The organism is Microbacterium sp. SA39 (assembly GCF_000967865.1).
In the GTDB taxonomy this organism is placed as follows: domain Bacteria; phylum Actinomycetota; class Actinomycetes; order Actinomycetales; family Microbacteriaceae; genus Microbacterium.
Genome location: NZ_JXRU01000031.1, coordinates 87,382 through 101,575, shown reverse-complemented (window position 1 = coordinate 101,575; position 14,194 = coordinate 87,382). Strand labels below are relative to the sequence as shown.

15 protein-coding genes are annotated in these 14,194 nt (G+C 67.2%); 10 read left to right on the top strand and 5 right to left on the bottom strand.

Going from position 1 to position 14,194, the window contains the following annotated elements; translation table 11 throughout:
* The first annotated feature begins 49 nt into the window (after positions 1–49).
* The 3 genes from RS85_RS07180 (at position 50) to RS85_RS07170 (ending at position 1,476) form a co-directional block, all read left to right on the top strand.
* Positions 50–694, top strand: coding sequence for a Pr6Pr family membrane protein (locus tag RS85_RS07180; RefSeq protein ID WP_046012753.1), 645 nt, complete (start codon positions 50–52; stop codon positions 692–694).
* A gap of 53 nt (positions 695–747) precedes the next feature.
* Positions 748–1,182, top strand: a complete 435-nt coding sequence (locus RS85_RS07175) for a hypothetical protein (RefSeq protein WP_052703470.1) — start codon at positions 748–750, stop codon at positions 1,180–1,182.
* A 102-nt stretch (positions 1,183–1,284) separates the two neighbouring features.
* Entirely contained in the window at positions 1,285–1,476 is a 192-nt protein-coding gene (locus RS85_RS07170; protein ID WP_152642357.1) for a hypothetical protein, read from the top strand.
* 98 nt (positions 1,477–1,574) lie between these two features.
* Here RS85_RS07170 and RS85_RS07165 read toward each other — a convergent pair whose 3' ends face one another.
* Positions 1,575–1,961, bottom strand: a complete 387-nt coding sequence (locus RS85_RS07165; RefSeq protein WP_046012751.1) for an SPW repeat domain-containing protein — start codon at positions 1,959–1,961, stop codon at positions 1,575–1,577.
* Positions 1,962–2,178: 217 nt separating this feature from the next.
* Here RS85_RS07165 and RS85_RS07160 point away from each other — a divergent pair, with 217 nt between their 5' ends.
* The gene (locus RS85_RS07160; RefSeq protein ID WP_082087526.1) at positions 2,179–3,342 is read left to right on the top strand and encodes a DUF1611 domain-containing protein; all 1,164 of its coding nucleotides are present in this window, start codon (positions 2,179–2,181) and stop codon (positions 3,340–3,342) included.
* Here the strand turns inward: RS85_RS07160 and RS85_RS07155 are convergent.
* From RS85_RS07155 to zapE, 3 genes are all read right to left on the bottom strand, one after another.
* Positions 3,308–3,895 (bottom strand): type II toxin-antitoxin system PemK/MazF family toxin, encoded by a 588-nt coding sequence (locus tag RS85_RS07155; RefSeq protein WP_046012750.1) that lies wholly within the window; start codon positions 3,893–3,895, stop codon positions 3,308–3,310. The two genes, RS85_RS07160 and RS85_RS07155, sit on opposite strands and share 35 nt — an antisense overlap.
* A gap of 19 nt (positions 3,896–3,914) precedes the next feature.
* Complete coding sequence (locus RS85_RS07150; RefSeq protein WP_046012749.1) at positions 3,915–5,153, bottom strand: ammonium transporter; 1,239 nt, start codon at positions 5,151–5,153, stop codon at positions 3,915–3,917.
* 134 nt (positions 5,154–5,287) lie between these two features.
* On the bottom strand, positions 5,288–6,325 hold the full coding sequence (gene zapE, locus RS85_RS07145; protein ID WP_046012748.1) for a cell division protein ZapE: 1,038 nt from the start codon (positions 6,323–6,325) through the stop codon (positions 5,288–5,290).
* A gap of 146 nt (positions 6,326–6,471) precedes the next feature.
* Here zapE and RS85_RS07140 point away from each other — a divergent pair, with 146 nt between their 5' ends.
* On the top strand, positions 6,472–7,365 hold the full coding sequence (locus RS85_RS07140) for a sulfurtransferase (protein WP_046012747.1): 894 nt from the start codon (positions 6,472–6,474) through the stop codon (positions 7,363–7,365).
* 19 nt (positions 7,366–7,384) lie between these two features.
* On the top strand, positions 7,385–7,816 hold the full coding sequence (locus tag RS85_RS07135) for a SufE family protein (RefSeq protein ID WP_046012746.1): 432 nt from the start codon (positions 7,385–7,387) through the stop codon (positions 7,814–7,816).
* Here RS85_RS07135 and RS85_RS07130 read toward each other — a convergent pair.
* On the bottom strand, positions 7,800–8,954 hold the full coding sequence (locus RS85_RS07130) for an alpha/beta hydrolase family protein (RefSeq protein ID WP_046012745.1): 1,155 nt from the start codon (positions 8,952–8,954) through the stop codon (positions 7,800–7,802). The genes RS85_RS07135 and RS85_RS07130 overlap by 17 nt on opposite strands.
* Positions 8,955–8,979: 25 nt before the next feature.
* Between RS85_RS07130 and RS85_RS07125 the strand changes: the two genes are divergently transcribed.
* From RS85_RS07125 to RS85_RS07110, 4 genes are all read left to right on the top strand, one after another.
* A complete protein-coding gene (locus tag RS85_RS07125) occupies positions 8,980–9,561 on the top strand; it encodes a DUF3000 domain-containing protein (protein ID WP_052703469.1) in 582 nt (193 codons plus the stop codon).
* The gene (locus RS85_RS07120) at positions 9,554–10,747 is read left to right on the top strand and encodes a ribonuclease D (RefSeq protein WP_046012743.1); all 1,194 of its coding nucleotides are present in this window, start codon (positions 9,554–9,556) and stop codon (positions 10,745–10,747) included. Before RS85_RS07125 ends, RS85_RS07120 begins: the two co-directional genes overlap by 8 nt.
* A gap of 73 nt (positions 10,748–10,820) precedes the next feature.
* Positions 10,821–12,026, top strand: coding sequence for a thiolase family protein (locus tag RS85_RS07115; RefSeq protein WP_046012742.1), 1,206 nt, complete (start codon positions 10,821–10,823; stop codon positions 12,024–12,026).
* Positions 12,026–14,167 carry a 3-hydroxyacyl-CoA dehydrogenase NAD-binding domain-containing protein gene (locus tag RS85_RS07110; protein ID WP_235282367.1) on the top strand — a complete coding sequence of 714 codons (2,142 nt, stop codon included), beginning with the start codon at positions 12,026–12,028 and terminating at the stop codon, positions 14,165–14,167. The genes RS85_RS07115 and RS85_RS07110 overlap by 1 nt, the downstream gene beginning before the upstream one ends.
* Positions 14,168–14,194 lie beyond the last annotated feature (27 nt).

The following is a 14,194-nucleotide window of genomic DNA, read 5'->3' as shown; positions in this document are numbered from 1 at the left end:
CTTTCGCTCGTTACCGAGAGGGGGTGGCGAGCACCGCTAGGTTTATGCCATGAATTCGCGCACCGCCGCCATCGTGTATCGGCTCCTCTTCGCTGCCCTGTCGCTCACGGCCGTGGGCGTGCAGTTCTTCGCCGTGACCATTCCGCTCGGACACAGCATCTTCAACTTCTTCTGCTACTTCACGAATCTGTCGAACATCATGATCTCCATCGTGTTCATCGTGAGCGCGCTCCGGCTGATCTCCGCGCGGAAGGACCCGTCCGACTCCGATGTCGCGATCCGCGGCGGCGCCGTCGTCTACATCGTCTTCGTCGGCGTGGTCTTCAACACGATCCTCGCCGACACGGATCTCGGATCCCTGATCCCCTGGGTGAACGTCGTCCTGCACATGATCATCCCGATCGCGGGCATCGTCGACTGGCTGATCTGGGCCCCGCGCCGGAATCTGCCGTTCCGCGTCGCGCTCTGGTGGATGGTCTGGCCGGCGGCCTACTCCATCTTCTCGGTGGTGCGCGGAGCGATCGACGGGTTCTACCCCTACCCGTTCTTCAACCCGAACGTGTCCGGCGGCTACGGCGGAGTCGCACTGTGGTGCCTCGTCCTCGTGGTCGCGTTCTTCGTTCTCGCGGTTCTCGTCCGATGGCTCGGCAACCTGCGTCATCGCTCGCTGGCACGAGTCGGAGACACCCGGTAGCGCACTGATCGCTTCACGGCTCCTTGTCCCAGGCTGCGCGTAGCATCCCTGGCATGCGGTCGACCGACATCCTGCCCGGCCCCTGCCATCTCTGCGGCGGGCACTCCGGTGTGCGCACCGGGGAGGCCTGGATCTGTGCGGTCTGCAGCTGGAGGTTCGGAGACGTGCCGGACGACGGCCTCCCTCTCCCCCGGGTCGACGTCGTCTATTACCTGCGATTCGATCGCCGCGTGAAGATCGGCACCAGCCACAGGCCACGCCAGCGACTGTCGCGCATCCTGCACCACGAGCTGCTGGCGTTCGAGCGCGGAGGGAGAGAGATCGAGCAGAGCCGTCATCGTGAATTCGCCGAGGACCGCGAAGGCGGCGAATGGTTCACGCTGACCGACGGCTTGCGCTCCCACGTGTCCGGGCTGCGCGCCGTCGGCGATCCGTGGCAGCTCTACGCCCGGTGGCTCAGCGAGGCGCTGCAGCGTCATCACGGCTAGCATCGCGGACGATCCGATGCCAGCCCCGTGCGGCGGAGCGGCCGCACCCGGAAACTGCGGGTGAGGGATGCCGCCGAGGCATCCGCAGCGAAAGGAGAGCTCATGTCCGATATGGCAGACAGCACGAGCGGAAACACGGCCGACGAGATGATCGACTACAAGAAGATCCACGACGAGAGCATCCTGGGCGACGGGAGTGGCGACCCGAACGACGACCGCGAGTTCCTGCAGGATCTTCCGCCCGCCCAGGCCGACGAGACGGCATCGGAGTCCGACGGCTCCGACGCTCCCTGACGCCCGAGCCCGGCCCGGCCCGGCCCGAGACGCAGAATGCCGGGCTGCCAATCCGTTCGGACGGCAGCCCGGCATTCTCGACCGGGCGAATCAGGCGATCAGGCGGTCGCGGCCCGGGCGCGGGTGGTCGCCGGCTGCGGCTGCGAGAAGAGCACGACCACGATGACTGCGGCACCCACGACGACGTGAGGGAGCCAGACGTTCAGGGCTTCACCCGAGAATCCGAAGATCCACGGCGAAAGCGCGAGGAACAGGCTCGCGACGATGTCGAACACGAGGTGGACGGGCATCGGGATGAAGCCGAAGGGGCCCCACTCGTACTTGGTGAACAGGCTGTAGACGATCAGGCCGACGCCCAGGACGATCGGGATGACGACGGCGGGACCGCCCACGTCCGCGAATCCGAAGAGCCACGGTGCCGCTATGAGTGCCACGCCGACGATGTAGTCGAGAATTCCGTGAACCTTGGTGGGAATGAAACGCATGATTCCTCCTTGTGCTTCGCCGCGGTCGCGGCTCACACATGGTTCGGCGCACCCGCCTGATCGGATTGCTCTCGGCTCGCGGCTGGGTCTCAGGCCACCCTGCTACGGTGGGCGAGTCGGCATCTTGCCGGCGTCAGGGAAGACTTCTCGTCGACCAACGGGCCGTATCGGCCATTTCGTTCTCCGTCGCCTCCTCTGTGCGAGTCCGAGGAGAGCCATGTCTCACCCATCCCTGCCCGCTGATCCGAACGCCTCTTCCGCGCACGCATGGGCGGCGCCGATCGCCCTCCCCGCTGGCACGACCGCGGTGATCTACTGCGAGGGTCAGTTCGGCGAGCAGGACGGGAAGACTGCCAACGGGCTCGTGCGTCACTCCGAGCGATACGAGATCCTCAGCGTCATCGACAGCACGCATGCGGGCGCGGATGCCGGGATGCTGCTCGACGGAACCGTTGTCGGCATTCCGGTTCTGAACGACCTCGCGTCGGCGATCGCGCACGCCGGGCACGTCCCCGACTACCTCATCTGCGGCGTGGCCCCGGCAGACGGATTGCTCTCCCCCGACCAGCGCACGGTGCTGCTCGACGGTATCGCCCGGGGTATGCACATCATCAATGGCCTGCACGAGTTCCTGACGGATGATGCCGAGTTCGTCGCCGCAAGCCTGCTCGCCGGCGTGACGATCACCGACATCCGCCGCCCGAAGGAGAAGAAGGACCTGCACCTCTTCTCCGGCCGGATCTTCGATGTCACCTGCCCGCGAATCGCGATCCTCGGCACCGACGGCGCCATCGGCAAGCGCACCACGGCCACGCTGCTGGTCCGCGCGCTCAACGAACACGGCATCCATGCCGTGATGGTCGGAACCGGTCAGACGACGATCATCCAGGGTGGCAAGTACGGTGTGGCGCTCGACGCGCTCGTCCCGCAGTTCTGCTCGGGTGAGGTCGAGAACCAGGTCGTCGCGGCCTTCGAGGGCGAGGATCCCGACGTGATCATCGTCGAGGGTCAGGGCGCACTCAGCCACCCGGCCTACATCACGTCGGCGCACATCCTGCGGGGCAGCCAGCCCGAGGCGGTCATCGTGCAGCACGCGCCCGGCCGCAGGGTGCTCGGCGACTTCCCCATGGTGGACATGCCGACCGTCGAGAGCGAGGTCGCGCTGATCGAGGCGTTCGCGAAGACACGGGTCATCGGGATCACGGTGAATCACGAGAACCTGTCCGACGAGGAGCTCAGCTCATCGATCGACGAGATCGAGCTGAGCCTCGGGCTTCCGGCGACGGATCCTCTGACGCGACCGCTCACCGAGCTCGTCGACATGGTGCTGCAGGCGTTCCCCGCGCTCAGCCCTCGACAGCCCAGCCGTAGCGGCGTGTAAGAGCCGCAGCGATCAGGTCGTAGAGTCTGCGGTCGAGGACTGCCGCCTCTCGGCGCAGCCCTCGCTCGTGCACGCTGTAAAGCTGCTCGATGTCGACCCACGACTCTCGTCCCTGCGAATCCCAATCTCCGGATCCGATGGAGAGGAAGTCGCGGTCGCCGTCGTGAGCCTTGCTGGTCAGGCGCACCGCGTAGACGCGATCTCGCGACTCACGCCCGATCACGAGGACCGGTCGATCCTTGCCCCGCCCGTCGTTCTCCTCGTACGGCACCCAGGTCCACACGATCTCACCGGCATCCGGCGCGCCGTCGCGCTGCGGAGCGTACGCGACCTGCAGCCTCCTGATGCCCTCCGGGTCGATCCGCGTGGTCTGAGCCGACGAGGTACGTCCCGGATCACGTGGCGATCCGACGGGTGGCCTCGTCTCCGCCGTGGTCTGCAGACGCGCGACCGGGCGCCTCGGCCGGTGTTCGGTCCGAGGCGCCCGGTCTGATCCCACTACTTTCTGAAGGATCCTCGCGAGTGCTGTCAGGATGCCGTCCGAGTTGCTCACACGGTCACCCTAACCGCTGTCATGCGTCGGCGAGTGCGTAGCCCTCCTCGCCGTGGACGACCTGGTCGACTCCGGCGATCTCGTCCTCGTTCGTGACGCGGAACCCGATCGTCTTCTGGATCGCGAAGCCGATGATGAAGGCCACGACGAACGAGTAGATGAGCACGCCCAGTGCGGCGATCACCTGCACCGCGAGCTGGCGGGCGTCGCCGCCGACGAACAGCCCGGTCTCGGAGGCGAAGAAGCCCAGGTAGACGGTTCCGAGGAGTCCGCCGACGAGGTGGATGCCGACCACGTCGAGCGAGTCGTCGAAGCCGAGGCGGAACTTCAGTTCGATCGCCAGCGCGCAGATGACTCCGGCCAGCAGCCCCAGCAGCAGTGCCCAGCCCGGCGTCAGGTTCGCGCACGCCGGGGTGATGGCGACGAGACCCGCCACCGCACCGGAAGCGGCGCCGACCGAGGTGGGCTTTCCGTCCTTGATCTTCTCGATCAGGATCCAGCCGAGGATGGCCGCAGCCGTCGCGCCGAGCGTGTTGATACCGATGAGGCCGACCTTGCCCATGTCTTCGGCGAGCCACTCGGCACCGGCGTTGAAGCCGAACCAGCCGAACCACAGCAGCGCGGCGCCGAGCAGCGTCAGCGGCACGTTGTGCGGCTTCAGGATGCCCTTCTGGAAGCCGATGCGCTTGCCCAGGACGATGGCCAAGGCGAGGGCCGCAGCACCCGCGTTGATGTGGACGGCCGTGCCACCGGCGTAGTCGATGACGCCGATGCCGCTGTCCTCACCGAACAGGGTCGTGCCGAGGTTCATGATCCAGCCGCCACCCCAGACCCATGCGGCGACCGGGAAGTAACCCACCGTGGCGAAGACGCCGGCGAAGATGAGCCAGCTGCCGAACTTCGCACGATCGGCGATCGCCCCCGAGATCAGGGCGACCGTGATGATCGCGAAGGTGGCGCCGTACGCGACACCGAGCAGGGCGACGTTCGATCCCTCACCCGAGGCGAGGCTCGAGAGGCCGATATCGGCGAAGGGGTTGCCGGCGAAGGCGGTCGGGCTGTCGACGGCGCTCATCGAGAAGCCGAAGAGAATCCACAGCACGGCGACAAGGCCGATCGAGCCGAAGCTCATCATCATCATGCTGACGACGCTCTTCGCCTTGACCAGACCGCCGTAGAAGAAGGCGACGCCAGGCGTCATGAGCAGGACCAGCGCTGTCGCGGTGATCGCCCACGAGATGTTGCCGGGAGCATCCATAGGAAAACCTCACATCCGAAGTAATTGAGAGCTTCAGTGTGACGACGCGCCGTTTCGCGCATGCGTGAGGTTTGTTTCCCCGGTGTTACAGGACGGCCCCGGGTGTGAACATCGCGTTACACCGGCCTGCGGGGTCACGCAGAATGCGTCAGAGCATTCAGTCGAGAGATGGCGCGGAGGTACTTCTTGCGGTATCCGCCGGCGAGCATCTCGTCGGAGAAGACGGAGTCGAGACCGAGCCCCGTGGCGATGATCGGGAGTTGCGCGTCATACACGCGGTCGACGAAGGCGACGAAACGCAGGGCCTCGGACTGGTCCGTCAGCTGGTGCACCCCGCGGAGCCCGACCTGACCGACACCGTCGATGACTCGGATGTAGCGAGACGGATGCACCTGCGCCAGGTGGCTGATCAGATCGTCGAAACGGTCATCGGATGCCGCGCCATGGGCGCCGGCGGCGTCGCGCGCAGCGTCGTAGGCGTCGTCCTCGAGGACGACGGCGTGCCCGTCGAGCGCGCGCTGACGGAAGTCGACGCCGTCGATGCGGATCGTCCGGAAGCTGTCCGACATCGCGTGGATCTCGCGGAGGAAGTCCTGCGCCGCGAAACGGCCCTCTCCGAGCGCGTTCGGCGGGGTGTTGGATGTCGCGGCGAGGCGGGTGCCCGTGGGGACGAGTTCACCGAGCAGACGCGTCATCACCATCGTGTCACCGGGATCGTCGAGTTCGAACTCGTCGATGCAGAGGAGATCCGCTCCCTTGAGCAGGTCGACCGTGTTCTTGTAGCCGAGCGCGCCGACCAGCGCCGTGTACTCGATGAACGAGCCGAAGTACTTCCGACGGGCAGGCATCGCATGGTAGATCGACGCCAGGAGGTGCGTCTTCCCGACGCCGAATCCGCCGTCCAGGTACACGCCCGGCTTGACCTCGGGCTCCTTCTTCGCCCGGCTGAAGAATCCGCCGCGCTTCACCGGACCGCCGCGACCCGCAAACCGCATCAGTGTCTCCTTGGCCTCCTCCTGGGAGGGGTAGGCGGGATCCGCGCGGTAGCTCTCGAATGTCGCCGTGTCGAACTGCGGCGGCGGCACCAGACTCGCCAGCATCTCGGGTCCGCTGACGGCGGGCTGGCGCTCGGTGAGGTGCACGATTCCCGTGCGGCTGGTCGTGTCGGTCATCACGGTCCTGAATCGGGTGCCGGCCTGTGTCGAACTCTTACGAATCGGGTGCAGGGCGCACTGCGGGGATCTATCGTCGAAAGGGACGGCTCAACACTACGCCGTCCGCACCCGCACCCTCGTCCGCTCAATGCTTCGGAGACCCCATGGCCATCGAGATCGATTCCTCCTCCCCCAAGTTCGCCGAGTACGCCGCACCCGGCCGCCTGGTGACCACCGCATGGCTCGCGGAACGACTCGGTGCCCCGGGACTCGTGGTCGTCGAATCGGATGAGGACGTGCTGCTCTACGAGACCGGGCACATCCCCGGCGCAGTGAAGGTCGACTGGCACACGGAGCTCAACGATCCCGTGGTCCGCGACTATGTCGACGGTGAGGGCTTCGCCGACCTGCTCAGCCGCAAGGGCATCGAACGCTCCGACACCGTCGTCATCTACGGCGACAAGAACAACTGGTGGGCGGCGTACGCCCTCTGGGTCTTCTCGCTCTTCGGCCACGAGGACGTGCGTCTGCTCGACGGCGGACGTGACCGCTGGATCTCCGAGGGACGGGAGCTCACGCGCGACGCGACCACGCGTCCCGTGACGGAGTACCCCGTCGTCGAGCGAGATGACTCCGTCATCCGGGCGTACAAGGAAGACGTGCTCGCCCACATCGGAAACCCGCTGATCGACGTCCGCTCCCCTGAGGAGTACAGCGGAGAGCGCACGACGGCCCCCGCCTACCCCGAGGAGGGCGCTCTTCGCGCCGGACACATCCCGACCGCGCAGAGCGTGCCGTGGGCGAAGGCCGTGGCCGAGGACGGCGGTTTCAAGAACCGCGCCGAGCTCGAGGCGGTCTATCTCGAAGGCGCGGGACTGAAGGAGGGCGACGACGTCGTCGCCTATTGCCGGATCGGCGAGCGATCGAGCCACACCTGGTTCGTGCTCAAGCACCTGCTCGGCTTCCAGAACGTGCGCAACTACGACGGCTCGTGGACCGAGTGGGGCAGCGCCGTGCGCGTCCCGATCGTGACCGGCTCCGAGCCCGGATCGCGCTGATCGTGGGAGGATGGCAGGGATGAACGCCAGCGAACTCCCCGACATCCTCGCCGACATCCGCGACGGCTTCCTCGAGACTCCGGAAGCGGATCGACTGCTCCTGCTGCTGGAGTACTCCGACGAGTTGCCCCCGGTCTCCGAGGAGGTCGCGAATCACCCGGAGATGTGCGAGCGCGTCGCCGAGTGTCAGTCGCCCGTCTACATCTACGTCGAGGTGAACGACGACATCGTCACGATGCACGCCACCGCGCCGGAGGAAGCACCGACGACCCGTGGTTTCGCGAGCATTCTCGTCCAGGGCCTCACCGGACTCACGTCGGACGAGGTGCTCGCGATCCCGGACGACTATCCCCAGTCGATCGGCCTGACCAAGGCCGTGTCGCCGCTGCGCATCGGCGGCATGACGGGGATGCTGATGCGCGCGAAGACGCAGGTCAGGCAGAAGCGCTGAAGCCCTGGTCCTGAAGCCACTCGGTGATCGCCGCGCTCCAGCCGTTCTGGTCGTAATTCCAGATCTTGGTATGCCGCGCGATGCCGAACTCCGGCATCGTGACGAGATCGGGTCGGGCCTGTGCGAGCGCGAGCGAGGAGGCGATCGGCACGAAGCCGTCGTCGGCGCTGTGCAGGATCAGCATCGGCGCCCTCAGCTCCGCAGCCCGCGTCACCATGTCGAGACGGTCGAACGAGATCGCGTCGTCCGCGCCGCTGATGCGCGCCATGAGCGGACGCTGCAGAGCGCTCATCGCGAGATCGGGCAGAGGCGCTCGGACGCCCGCCTTCCGCGCCTGGTACCGGAGCACGGTGCGCCAGTCGACGACCGGCGACTCGAGGATCAGGCCGACGATGCGCTCGCGATGACTGGAACTGACCGCGGCCTGCAGGACGACCGCGCCGCCCATGGACCAGCCCATCAGGACGACGCGTTCCGCGCCGTGTCGCAGCGCGTAGGCGATCGCAGCATCGAGGTCGCGCCATTCCGACGTGCCGAGCGCGTACCCTCCGGATCGGCTGCGAGGCGCCTCCCCGTCATTCCGGTACGACACCACGAGATTCGGGAACCCCGCAGCGTGCAGCACCGGCACGGCGCGAAGGCATTCGACCCGCGTCGCCCCGCGCCCATGGACCTGGATCACCCAGGTGCTCGACTCGGCCGGGAAGAACCAGGCAGGGCAGGGCCCTGCCGGCGAGCCGATGACGATGTTCTGCCATGACAGATGCAGCTCGCTCGGCGACGCGTAGTAGTAGCCGCTGAAGGATGCACCGCCGTCGACGCGCGCCCCGGTCTCGATCTTCGTCAGCAGCTTGCGCCGTACGCTCGTCGCGTCGGCACTGAGCACGGCGCCGATCTTCACGTAGCCGTACGTACCCGTGGTGAACAGGCCATAGCGCCCGGGCAGTTCGGTGTCGTCGGTCCTCTCGAGCTCGATCGTCTGCGCACCGGTGTCGATCGCGAGGATACGGGTGTCCACAGGTCGCCGCATCGGTGTGACGACTCGCCTCGCGACGCCGAACACCAGGAACGACAGGGTGGCCCCGAGTGCGAGCAGTGCGGGGACAAGGAGTGCAACGGCGTGCCTGAGACTCTTCATCGCCTCCTGACTCTAGCCTGTTGCCGTGACCCCACACCCCGATGCCGGGACCCCTTTCGACAGCGCGACAGCCGAATTGCGCGAGACCGCGTTCCGCGATGACATCACGGTGCGCGAGATCCCGACGCCTCAGGGCCTGGCCCCCTTCGCCGTCGCGCTCGCCGCGGACGTGCGCCCCGACGGGGACGGCGAGTCGATCTACGGCACGGGGCGCTTCGTCCTGCTCCATGACCCTGAAGAACCTGGTGCGTGGGGCGGAGCGTGGCGGATCGTCATCTTCGCCCAGGCGCCGCTGGAGAACGAGATCGGCACCGATCCTCTGCTGGCGGACGTCACGTGGTCGTGGCTGGTCGATGCTCTGGACTCGCGCGACGCGACGTATCACTCGCCGTCCGGCACCTCGACCAAGACGCTGTCCAAAGGATTCGGCGGCCTCGCCGTCGAAGGCGACGGCGCCCAGATAGAATTGCGGGCGTCCTGGACACCAGAGGGCCCGTTCCGACCGCACGTCGAAGCATGGGCCGAGCTGGTCGGAATGCTGGCGGGACTTCCGCCGGGTTCCGAGGGCATCGCCGTTCTCGGCGCGCGAAAGGCTGTACGTGACTGAATACTCCGTGATCTCGGATGCTGAGGAGTTCCGCGCGGCGTGCGTCGCGCTCGCCGCGGGCACCGGACCGGTGGCCGTCGATGTCGAGCGGGCGTCCGGCTTCCGATACTCGCAGCGCGCCTACCTGGTCCAGGTCTTCCGTCGAGACGCGGGCGTCTTCTTGTTCGATCCTCCGGAACTCGGCGACTTCTCGCCGCTGCAGGAGGCAATCGGCGACACGGAGTGGGTCTTTCACGCAGCGAGCCAGGATCTTCCCTCGCTTCGGGAACTGCACCTCGAGCCCCCGTCGATCTTCGACACGGAGCTCGCCTCACGGCTGCTCGGACACGAGCGGGTCGGCCTTGCGGCGGTGGTCGAGGACACTCTCGGGATCACGCTCAAGAAGGAGCACTCGGCATCGGACTGGTCCACGCGTCCGCTCCCGGCCGCCTGGTTGGACTACGCGGCGCTCGACGTGCTGCACCTCGTCGATGTGCGCGACGCTCTCGTCGCCGAACTCGAGGAGCAGGAGAAGACGGAGTTCGCCGCGGAGGAGTTCGCCGCGACCCTGTCGCGCCTGCCCAAGCCTCCGCGCGAGGACCCGTGGCGCCGGCTGAGCGGACTGCACCAGGTGCGTGGGTCTCGGAACCTCGCCGTCGCCCGGTCGCTCTGGCAGGCTCGCGAGTCGTTCGCGCAGGACCAGGACGTCTCGCCCGGCCGTCTCGTTCCCGACCGCTCACTGGTCGCCGCAGTGATGGCGAACCCGCAGTCGAAGCAGGCACTGGCCGGCATCAAGGAGTTCCAGGGCCGCGCGAGCCGCACCCAGCTCGATCGCTGGTGGCAGGCGATCGTCGACGGACGCGCCAGTGAAGAGCTCCCGCGCGAGCGGGTGCCCAGCGACACCCTCCCGCCGCCGCGCGCCTGGTCGGACCGGAACCCCGAGGCGGATGCGCGCCTGAAGGCAGCACGTCCCGTCGTCGAAGCTGTGGCCGAGGAGCTCGGCATGCCGACCGAGAACCTGCTGACGCCCGAGTTCCTGCGCCGCGTGGCCTGGGATGTGCCCGGTGAGACCGCGGAAGACATCGGTTCGGCCCTCATCGCCCTCGGCGCACGCCACTGGCAGGTTGAACAGACCGCACAGAAGATCGCGGATGCCTTTGTAGAGGCGGCGCAAACGCCCGACACCGCCCCCGCACCCGCTTCGTAGGTTCGATCCAACCGATTCCTCCGGGTTTCTGCGCGTTCCTAGACTGAGTGGACCGCACAAACTTGGAGGCAGAGTGGCCGAGATCTCGGACGTCTTCTTCGTCGATGGAGTGCGCACCCCCTTCGGGCGCGCCGGCGAAAAAGGCATGTACTGGAACACCCGCGCTGATGACCTCGCCGTCAAGGCGACCATCGGCCTGATGGAGCGGAACGCGGCCGTCCCGGCCGACCGCATCGACGATGTCGCGATCGCCGCGACGAGCCAGACCGGCGACCAGGGCCTGACCCTCGGCCGATCCGTGGCGATCCTCGCAGGCCTTCCCCAGACCGTTCCCGGCCTCGCCGTCGAGCGCATGTGCGCCGGAGCGATGACCAGCGTCACCACCATGGGCGCCTCGATCGGCGTCGGGATGTACGACCTCGCCCTCGCGGGCGGCGTCGAGCACATGGGGCACCACCCGATCGGCGGCAACGCCGATCCCAACCCGCGCTTCGTCGCGGAGAAGATGGTCGATCCGGGCGCCCTGAACATGGGCGTCACGGCCGAGCGCATCTTCGATCGGTTCCCGCACCTCACCAAGGAGCGCTCCGACCGCTACGGCATGCTGAGCCAGCACAAGGTGCAGGCCGCCTACGACGCCGGCAAGATCCAGCCCGATCTGGTTTCTGTGGCCGTCAAGGGTGCTGATGGCGCGTGGGGCCTCGCCACGGAGGACGAGGGTCGCCGCCCGCAGACGACGATGGAAGACCTCGCCGCCCTGAAGACGCCGTTCCGTCCGCACGGCCGCGTCACCGCCGGTACGTCCTCGCCGCTCACCGACGGTGCGACCATGTCGCTGCTCGCCGGTGGCGGTGCGGTGAAGGAACTCGGTCTCGCGCCGAAGATGCGCATGGTGTCGTTCGCCTTCGCCGGCGTCCAGCCGGAGATCATGGGCATCGGACCGATCCCCTCCACGGAGAAGGCCCTGAAGAAGGCCGGACTGCAGATCTCCGACATCGGCCTGTTCGAGCTGAACGAGGCGTTCGCCATCCAGGTGATCTCGCTGCTCGACCACTTCGGCATCGCCGACGACGATCCCCGGGTCAACCAGTGGGGCGGCGCGATCGCCGTCGGACACCCCCTCGCGGCATCCGGCGTGCGTCTGATGATCCAGCTCGCGGCGCAGTTCGCCGAACGCCCCGATGTCCGCTACGGCCTGACCGCCATGTGCGTCGGCCTGGGCCAGGGCGGCTCGGTCATCTGGGAGAACCCGTACTTCGACGGAAAGAAGAAGAAGTAGTGAGCTACGACGACGTCGATTTCTCGCCCATCCAGGCACTCACCGAGGGAGAGGTCGTCACGCACTCCCCCGTGCGCGACATCCGTCTCGCCTCCGGCAAGGTCCTCGCCCTGATCACGCTCGACAACGGGCGCGACCACAACCGGCCCAACACCCTGGGTCCCGCGACACTCACCGAACTCGGCGAGACACTCGCCGGGCTCAAGGCGCGTGCCGCCGCCGGAGAGATCCAGGCGGTCGGGATCACCGGCAAGCAGTACATCCTCGCCGCAGGCGCCGATCTCTCCGACATCAGCAAGGTCGGCTCGCGCGACAACGCACGGCTGATCGCGCAGCTGGGTCACAAGGTGCTCGGCACGCTCAGCGAGCTCGGCGTTCCCTCGTTCGCCTTCGTCAACGGCCTGGCTCTCGGCGGCGGCCTGGAGATCGCGCTGAACTCGTCGTACCGCACGGTCGACGCCTCGGCCGCGGCCGTCGCGCTGCCCGAGGTGTTCCTCGGCATCATCCCCGGCTGGGGAGGCGCCTACCTGCTGCCGAACCTGATCGGCATCGAGAACGCCCTCGAGGTCGTCATCTCGAACCCGCTCAAACAGAACCGGATGCTGAAGCCGCAGCAGGCGTTCGAGCTCGGCATCTTCGATGCGATCTTCCCCGCGGCCACGTACCTCGAGAACTCGCTCGCCTGGGCCGACGCGGTGCTCGGCGGCAAGAAGGTCGAGCGCAGGAACGAGCCGGGCAAGCTCGAGCGTCTCACCAAGTGGCCGATCGCCATCAAGATGGCGCGCGGGATGCTGGAGTCGAAGATCGGCACCATGCCGAAGTCTCCCTACGCGGCTCTGGAGCTGCTCGACAAGGCGAAGAGCGGCACCAAGGCCGAGGGCTTCGCACGCGAGGACGAGGCTCTCGCGGACCTCGTCACGGGCGACCAGTTCGCCGCGTCGATGTACGCGTTCGATCTGGTCCAGAAGCGGGCCAAGCGGCCTGTCGGCGCCCCCGACAAAGAGCTCGCGAAGAAGGTCACGAAGGTCGGCATCATCGGCGCAGGCCTCATGGCCAGCCAGTTCGCGCTGCTGTTCGTGCGCAAGCTCCAGGTTCCGGTGCTCATCACCGACCTCGACCAGGCGCGCGTCGACAAGGGCGTCGCCTACATCCATGAGGAGATCGGCAAGCTCGAGGCGAAGGGTCGCCTCGACTCGGACACGGCGAACAAGCTCCGCGCGCTCGTCACCGGCACGACCGACAAGAGCCTCTACGCAGACTGCGACTTCGTGATCGAGGCGGTCTTCGAAGAGGTCGGCGTCAAGCAGCAGGTCTTCGGCGAGATCGAGAAGATCATCGCCGAAGACGCGATCCTCGCGACGAACACCTCGTCGCTCTCGGTCGAGGAGATCGGGTCGAAGCTCGCACACCCCGAGCGGCTCGTCGGCTTCCACTTCTTCAACCCGGTCGCGGTCATGCCGCTCATCGAGATCGTGAAGACCTCGGCAACGGCGGATGCTGCGCTCTCGACCGCTTTCGTCGTCGCGAAGAACCTCGGCAAGAACGCGGTGCTCACCGCCGACGCACCGGGCTTCGTCGTGAACCGCCTGCTGGCGAAGGTCATGGGCGAGGCGGCACGAGCCGTCTACGATGGCACCCCGATCGCCGATGTCGAGAAGGCCTTCGGACCGCTCGGACTGCCGATGGGCCCGTTCCAGCTCATCGACCTGGTCGGCTGGAAGGTCGCCGCGCACGTGCAGGACACCATGGTGCACGCGTTCCCCGACCGCTTCTACGCCAACGAGAACTTCCACGCTCTCGCCGAGCTGAACGCGGTGGTCGAGAAGGACAAGGGCGGCCGTGTCACCGGCTGGACCAGGCAGGCGGAGAAGCTGCTCAAGCCGGCGGTCGGCAAGGCTCCGGCCTCGGCCGCCACGATCCTCCAGCGGGTCCAGGACGGGCTCGCCACCGAGATCAAGCTGATGCTCGACGAGGGTGTCGTGCCCGAGGTCGAGGACATCGACCTCTGCCTCATCCTCGGCGCCGGCTGGCCGTTCATCGATGGCGGCGCGTCGCCGTACCTCGACCGCGAGGGCGCGTCGGAGCGCGCGTTCGGCGGATCGTTCCACACCCCGCAGATCCGCGGTATCGAAAACCGCTGATCGCTGATCGCTAATCGCTCGACGAAA

Coding starts and splice junctions, on each gene's coding strand:
- RS85_RS07180 (WP_046012753.1), top strand. CDS start 50: ATGAATTCGCGCACCGCCGCCATCGTGTATCGGCTCCTCTTCGCTGCC.
- RS85_RS07175 (WP_052703470.1), top strand. CDS start 748: ATGCGGTCGACCGACATCCTGCCCGGCCCCTGCCATCTCTGCGGCGGG.
- RS85_RS07170 (WP_152642357.1), top strand. CDS start 1,285: ATGTCCGATATGGCAGACAGCACGAGCGGAAACACGGCCGACGAGATG.
- RS85_RS07165 (WP_046012751.1), bottom strand. CDS start 1,961: ATGCGTTTCATTCCCACCAAGGTTCACGGAATTCTCGACTACATCGTC.
- RS85_RS07160 (WP_082087526.1), top strand. CDS start 2,179: ATGTCTCACCCATCCCTGCCCGCTGATCCGAACGCCTCTTCCGCGCAC.
- RS85_RS07150 (WP_046012749.1), bottom strand. CDS start 5,153: ATGGATGCTCCCGGCAACATCTCGTGGGCGATCACCGCGACAGCGCTG.
- zapE (WP_046012748.1), bottom strand. CDS start 6,325: ATGACCGACACGACCAGCCGCACGGGAATCGTGCACCTCACCGAGCGC.
- RS85_RS07140 (WP_046012747.1), top strand. CDS start 6,472: ATGGCCATCGAGATCGATTCCTCCTCCCCCAAGTTCGCCGAGTACGCC.
- RS85_RS07135 (WP_046012746.1), top strand. CDS start 7,385: ATGAACGCCAGCGAACTCCCCGACATCCTCGCCGACATCCGCGACGGC.
- RS85_RS07130 (WP_046012745.1), bottom strand. CDS start 8,954: ATGAAGAGTCTCAGGCACGCCGTTGCACTCCTTGTCCCCGCACTGCTC.